Source organism: Bathymodiolus azoricus thioautotrophic gill symbiont (genome assembly GCF_001298715.1).
GTDB lineage: Bacteria > Pseudomonadota > Gammaproteobacteria > PS1 > Pseudothioglobaceae > Thiodubiliella.
Map to the genome: position 1 here is coordinate 1 of NZ_CDSC02000404.1, position 5826 is coordinate 5826.

7 protein-coding genes are annotated in these 5826 nt (G+C 38.8%); 2 read left to right on the forward strand and 5 right to left on the reverse strand.

What is annotated here, in order from left to right:
* Nucleotides 1-21 precede the first annotated feature (21 nt).
* From BAZSYMA_RS07775 to BAZSYMA_RS07795, 5 genes are all read right to left on the reverse strand, one after another.
* The gene (locus tag BAZSYMA_RS07775) at nt 22-1218 is read right to left on the reverse strand and encodes a tryptophan--tRNA ligase (protein WP_090717545.1); all 1197 of its coding nucleotides are present in this window, start codon (nt 1216-1218) and stop codon (nt 22-24) included.
* Nucleotides 1208-1810: a type III pantothenate kinase gene (locus tag BAZSYMA_RS07780; RefSeq protein WP_090717550.1), complete on the reverse strand. Its 603-nt coding sequence runs from the start codon at nt 1808-1810 to the stop codon at nt 1208-1210. The genes BAZSYMA_RS07775 and BAZSYMA_RS07780 overlap by 11 nt, the downstream gene beginning before the upstream one ends.
* Nucleotides 1810-3162 (reverse strand): sodium:proton antiporter NhaD, encoded by a 1353-nt coding sequence (gene nhaD / locus BAZSYMA_RS07785; RefSeq protein WP_195910156.1) that lies wholly within the window; start codon nt 3160-3162, stop codon nt 1810-1812. The genes BAZSYMA_RS07780 and nhaD overlap by 1 nt, the downstream gene beginning before the upstream one ends.
* Nucleotides 3159-3818, reverse strand: coding sequence for a CAF17-like 4Fe-4S cluster assembly/insertion protein YgfZ (gene ygfZ, locus BAZSYMA_RS07790; RefSeq protein WP_090717556.1), 660 nt, complete (start codon nt 3816-3818; stop codon nt 3159-3161). Before ygfZ ends, nhaD begins: the two co-directional genes overlap by 4 nt.
* A gap of 142 nt (nt 3819-3960) precedes the next feature.
* A complete protein-coding gene (locus BAZSYMA_RS07795; RefSeq protein WP_090717571.1) occupies nt 3961-4467 on the reverse strand; it encodes a urate hydroxylase PuuD in 507 nt (168 codons plus the stop codon).
* A gap of 157 nt (nt 4468-4624) precedes the next feature.
* Between BAZSYMA_RS07795 and mutM the strand changes: the two genes are divergently transcribed.
* Nucleotides 4625-5434, forward strand: a complete 810-nt coding sequence (gene mutM, locus BAZSYMA_RS07800) for a bifunctional DNA-formamidopyrimidine glycosylase/DNA-(apurinic or apyrimidinic site) lyase (protein ID WP_090717561.1) — start codon at nt 4625-4627, stop codon at nt 5432-5434.
* A gap of 1 nt (nt 5435) precedes the next feature.
* Nucleotides 5436-5826: S24 family peptidase (locus BAZSYMA_RS07805; protein WP_090717565.1), on the forward strand; the 391-nt coding region annotated here is incomplete at its 3' end.

Consider the following 5826-nt stretch of genomic DNA (forward strand, 5'->3'; position numbering starts at 1 on the left):
TTTATCCTCAGCGCAGAAAAATCAGTAAATAATACCCATCGCTTCTCTGACTTCTGTCATTGTCTCTTTAGCAACATTACGCGCTCTCTGTGAACCGTCATGAATGATTTGTTTAATGTAGCTTGGGTCAGCTTGATATTTAGCAATGCGCTCTTGCATTGGTAGTAATTCTGCTTGAACACCCTCAATCACCGGCTGTTTGCACTCAATACAACCCATTTTTGCATGTACACAGCCATCTTTTACCCAATCGCAGGTTTGTTCATCTGAATACACTTTATGCAATTGCCAAACTGGACATTTTTCTGGGTCGCCTGCATCGGTGAGTTTAACACGCGCTGGGTCGGTTGGCATGCGCTTAATCTTGACTTCAATTTCATCTGCACTGTCACGCAAAGAAATGGTATTACCATAAGATTTACTCATTTTTTGCCCGTCTAAACCTGGCATTTTTGAAGCTTTTGTGAGTAGAGATTCTGGCTCAGGTAAAATAATTCTTCCCACACCTTCGATATAACCCAGTAATCTTTCTCTGTCGCCTAAAGTAATATTTTGTTGCTCTTTTAGCATTGCCTGTGCCCTGATTAATGCCTCATCATCGCCCGTTTCTTGATAAGCCTTACGCAATGTACGATAAGATTTGGCTTGTTTTTTACCCATTTTAGTAATAGCAATTTCTGCTTTTTCTTCAAAATCAGCCTCACGCCCATACACATAATTAAAACGCCTTGCCACTTCACGCGTCAGTTCAATATGCGCCACTTGATCTTCACCCACGGGCACCAAACCTGCTTTGTATATCAAAATATCTGCGCTTTGCAACAACGGATAACCTAAGAAACCATAGGTGCCTAAATCTTTGGTTTTTAATTTTTCTTGCTGATCCTTATAAGATGGTACGCGCTCCAACCAAGGCAATGGTGTGATCATCGATAATAGCAAATGTAGCTCTGCATGCTCTGGTACTTTTGATTGCACAAAAATCGTTGAAGTGTTTGGATTAATGCCCGCTGCTAACCAATCAACCACCATTTCTGTCACATTAGATTCAAGATCAATTTTGTCAGAATAATGTGTCGTAAATGCATGCCAGTCAGCAACGAAAAAATAAGAATCATACTCATTTTGTAATACCAACCAGTTTTTTAAAACGCCGTGATAATGCCCTAAATGCAGTTGCCCTGTTGGCCTCATTCCTGATAAAACTCTATTTTCCATTTGTTATTTCCAATCCTGTTATTACTAAATTTTGGTGGTATTCACCTTGCTTAATATTGAGCATTTTTTGACTACCACCAGTTATTAAAATCTTACCGTCAAACGCTTCGCAACGCTTTTCAAGATAGTCACGCAACATATTCTCAGTACCTAAACGCCATGACCTTTGACTGTCCTTACCAATAAAGGTTTTGCAAGCTTGTAGTTGATAAATCCCTGGTGTAATGCCGCCATCAATATGTCGCTTATTGCGCACAATGTCAATAGTAACAAAAGTACCGATATCCACCAACATAAAATCTCGCTCTGGATACTTATCATACCCTGCCACAAGTCCCAAAAAACGATCAACACCCAATTGCGCCAAATTATAATCAAAAACCAAATCTTTATAAGGGTTAGGTTTGATAATAGTTGGGTTGACAAAATACTGAATCAATTCGTGATGAGCAACACAGGCAATAGTGCTAATCTGGTGTTGTGGTATTGCATTGATTTGAAAATCTTTAATACTAACACTGCTATAGCAATCACCAATCTTCCAACTGATATTGCTATTACCAATATCTACTAATAAATTGGTTTTAGACACTAGACGCCGTTAATAAGGATATGTGCGTAAATGCTTGCTCCATATCCTAGTGCAATAACTGGCGTCCACTTTAAGTGAGATACAAATGTGTAAAGACCGTTTGACTGCCCCATCAGTGCCACACCTGCAGCAGAACCCACTGAAAGCAAACTGCCACCCACACCCGCAGTCAATGTAACCAACAGCCATTGTCCCGAACTCATTTCAGGATTCATCGTCAAGACTGCAAACATCACTGGGATATTGTCAACAACCGAAGACAAAACACCGACCAAAATATTAGCGTTGGTTGCACCGAGTGAGGTATACATTAACTCTGAAGTTAATGCCAAATACCCCATAAAACCTAAGCCACCAACGCTTAAAATTACCCCAAAAAAGAACAGCAAAGTGTCCCATTCAGCTTTTGCTAATTTTTTGAAAATATCGCATTCAATATTTCTAAACTTAGCAATCAAGAACGATGCTATCATTAAATAACTTAAACCCATCATCATTCCCATTGCAGGTGGTAGATGCAGGAAACTATGAAAACTTACCGCTGTAACAATGGTGAGAACAAATAAAATCACCACCATTATTCCACCTTCTTTGACTTTAATAGTGCTACTGCCTGATATCTCAGGCGACTCATTTTTAATAGCAAAATGCATAATTGTCGCCGGCACCACAAAGTTAATTAATGACGGGATAAATAAATCAAAGAAATGATAGAATTCAATAACCCCTTTTTGCCAAACCATTAGCGTGGTAATATCGCCAAACGGACTAAATGCACCGCCAGCATTTGCAGCTACCACAATATTTACAAAGGCAATAGAGATAAAACGCACATTATTACCACCAACCGATAACACCACAGCACCCATAATCAATGCTGTTGTTAAGTTATCAGCAACTGGAGAGATGAAAAACGCTAAAAATCCTGTTAACCAAAACAACTGCCTAAAAGACAATCCTTTGCTGGTTAGCCATACTTTTAGCGCCTCAAAGACATTACGCTCTTTCATGGTTTCAATGTAGGTCATTGCCACCAATAAAAATAAAAATAACTCAGAAAACTCCAACAAATTGTGACGCAACACCGTTTCGGCAGTATGTGGCAACCCTTGAGAGACATACACCCAAGCAACCATTGCCCAAATAAGTCCTGCCACTAAAATCACTGGTTTGGATTTGTTAAACCCTGTAAATTCTTCCATTATTACTAAAATGTAAGCAATAACAAACAAAGCTAATGCCGTATAACCTACCCAATGACTGGTTAAATCAAGCCTTTCTTCTGTGCCACTAGCAAATGCAAAAACAGGGAAAAACAATGACAATAATGCCAAAATTTTAGTCAATTTCATAGTGTTCTCTTATGAGGGAAATTAGCCAGTCCAAGACATTTAATTGGCTTATTATTAATAAAAAGTGCTTTGTTTTCTGCAGCAATTTTAAGCGTTGCAAAAAAGCAGGATTTTACCTGATTCAACACAGCTCCAACAGAACTGGTAGCGTCTTCTAGTGTTAATTTATCCATCGGTGAGACCTTAAAGTCACATTCAAATTGATATAATCTGCGTTTTGGCTTACCCAAATAATGCACTCTTGCCACCACTTCCTGACCCGGATAACAGCCCTTGGTAAAACTAACACCAACTTCGTTGATATCCAAATTCAAGTCCTGAGGAATGAATTTTTCACTTGTTGCCAGTGTTATCTGTACGCTATCAATTGACACTGCTTGAGCGTCAATCTCACTAAAAGCCACTTCAGTATTAAGCGCAAACATTTTTAAACGATTGTGTACCACGGCTTGTAAATCTGATGCAAAATCCAAATAAAAATCATCGCCTTGTTTTTGTACCCATATTAAGGCAATAATGCGTCCTTGATGTTGGCAATAAGCATTCAATTGCCACGCTCCATCAGCGATTTTATCAATATCGTTTGACAATTGCCCTTGCAAAAAACTTTGTGCGTCCTTGCCGCTAACTTTGAGATTAGGTGTTCTTTTTAACATAGCGAAATTATACCCTTTTCAATAGGCGAAAAAAACCGAGAACAAAGTCTCGGTTTTTCTAGTCAAATTCAAAACAGATTACTTATCTCATGCCAAAATGTATAAATCCAGCAAGCAATCTTACAAAGAATTTAGCAAAAAATTAGTGCCATGCAATCATAGTCAATAACATCGGCACAGATAAAATAACATTAATGCTTGATGCTAGTGCTGCATTCTTCTTTGCAGTTGCTATTTCTTCTGCAGATGCATCTTTCATACCTAAGATTTTTTGCTGATTTGGCCAAATAATAAACCATACATTAAACGCCATAATCGTACCCATCCAAGCACCAATACCGATAACTTGATAACCTTGTGCAAGCGTGAATGCGCCAATAATACCGTCCATACCACGAGACTGTAATGCCAACAACACTAAACCTAAGATCCAAGTAGTGGCAGCTGCCATACGAAACCACAACAACGCTCTTGGTGCAATATATTTGCCAATCGCCGCTGGACCTGGTCCATCACTATCAGCAAGTGCTGCGCCCATTGCAGGAACTTGTACAAAGTTAAAATAATACAAAAGACCAATCCAAACAATACCCGCTAAAACATGCAACCAAACACTAAAGGCATAATGTTGGTTGACGATAGAATCCATCCCCACAAAATAAACCACAATTGCAGTTGTTACAAAACCAAGTGCAATTTTGCACCGAACTAAATTAATACGATTAAACATTTCTTTCTCCGTTATTATAAAGTTGACCATTATAATAGGTTATTTTATTAGTTATTTAGTTAATTTAAGTCACAACATGCCAGAATTACCAGAAGTTGAAACCACCAAACTTGGACTTGAGCCACTGATTGTTAATCAGACGGTTGAGCGTGCGTACCTACATCGAGCTAATTTGCGTTGGGATATGCCCAAACATTTAGTCACAACACTCTCAAATCAAAGTGTGAATAAAATACAGCGACGAGGCAAGTATTTGTTGATTAAGTTTGATGTGGGTACGCTGATTATTCATCTAGGTATGAGTGGCTCAATTAAGGTGGTAGATAACGACACCCCACTTGAGAAACACGATCATTTTGAGCTAGTGTTTATGAACAGAAAAAGACTGCGTTTGAACGACCCAAGGCGCTTTGGCGCGGTGTTATTTTCTGAAAATGGGTCGCACCCTTTGTTAGATAACTTAGGCGTTGAACCGTTAGAAGGGTTATTTGATAATGAGTACTTATACACTCGCTCACACAAAAAGCAACAAAATATTAAAGCCTTTATTATGGATAGCAAAGTTGTGGTGGGTGTGGGCAACATTTATGCTTGTGAAAGTTTGCATCAAGCAGGCATCAGTCCTGAACGAAAAGCAGGTAGTGTTGGTAAAAAATGCTACGCCTTATTAACACAATGCATCAAGGACATTCTTACGCAAGCAATCAAAGCAGGTGGGACAACCTTGCAAGATTTTTCTGCGGTAGATGGCAAACCTGGATATTTCTCACAGACTTTGTCGGTGTATGGGCGTGAAAATGAAAATTGCATGCAATGTGATAGTAAAATAACACGCATTATCCAAAATCAAAGGTCTACTTTCTATTGCAGAAAGTGTCAAACATAAAATGAGTAAAGAAGCATTCGAAACTAATTGCGGTACTAATTCAGAGCCTTTTGCCTTGCAAAATTTAGGCAACATTATGGAGCCTGAGTTTAGTGAAAATTGTATTTTAATTATCGACCCTGGTATGCGAATCCACAACCGCGCCTACGCCGTAGTACGCTATGCCAATGAACTATATTTCCGTCAATATATTGAACGAGGCGACAAAAAATTCTTAGTTCCACTTAGCACTCAGCACGATGAAATTGAACTCAAAGGCGATTTTGAAATGGTCGGCTGTGTGGTACAACAAAAACAACGCAAGCAAAAATCTTTGCATTATTACCATTTAAACCCTGAAACCAAAGAGATGGATTTCACCATCTCTGGTAAGGAAAAAACAAAGGAAGGCA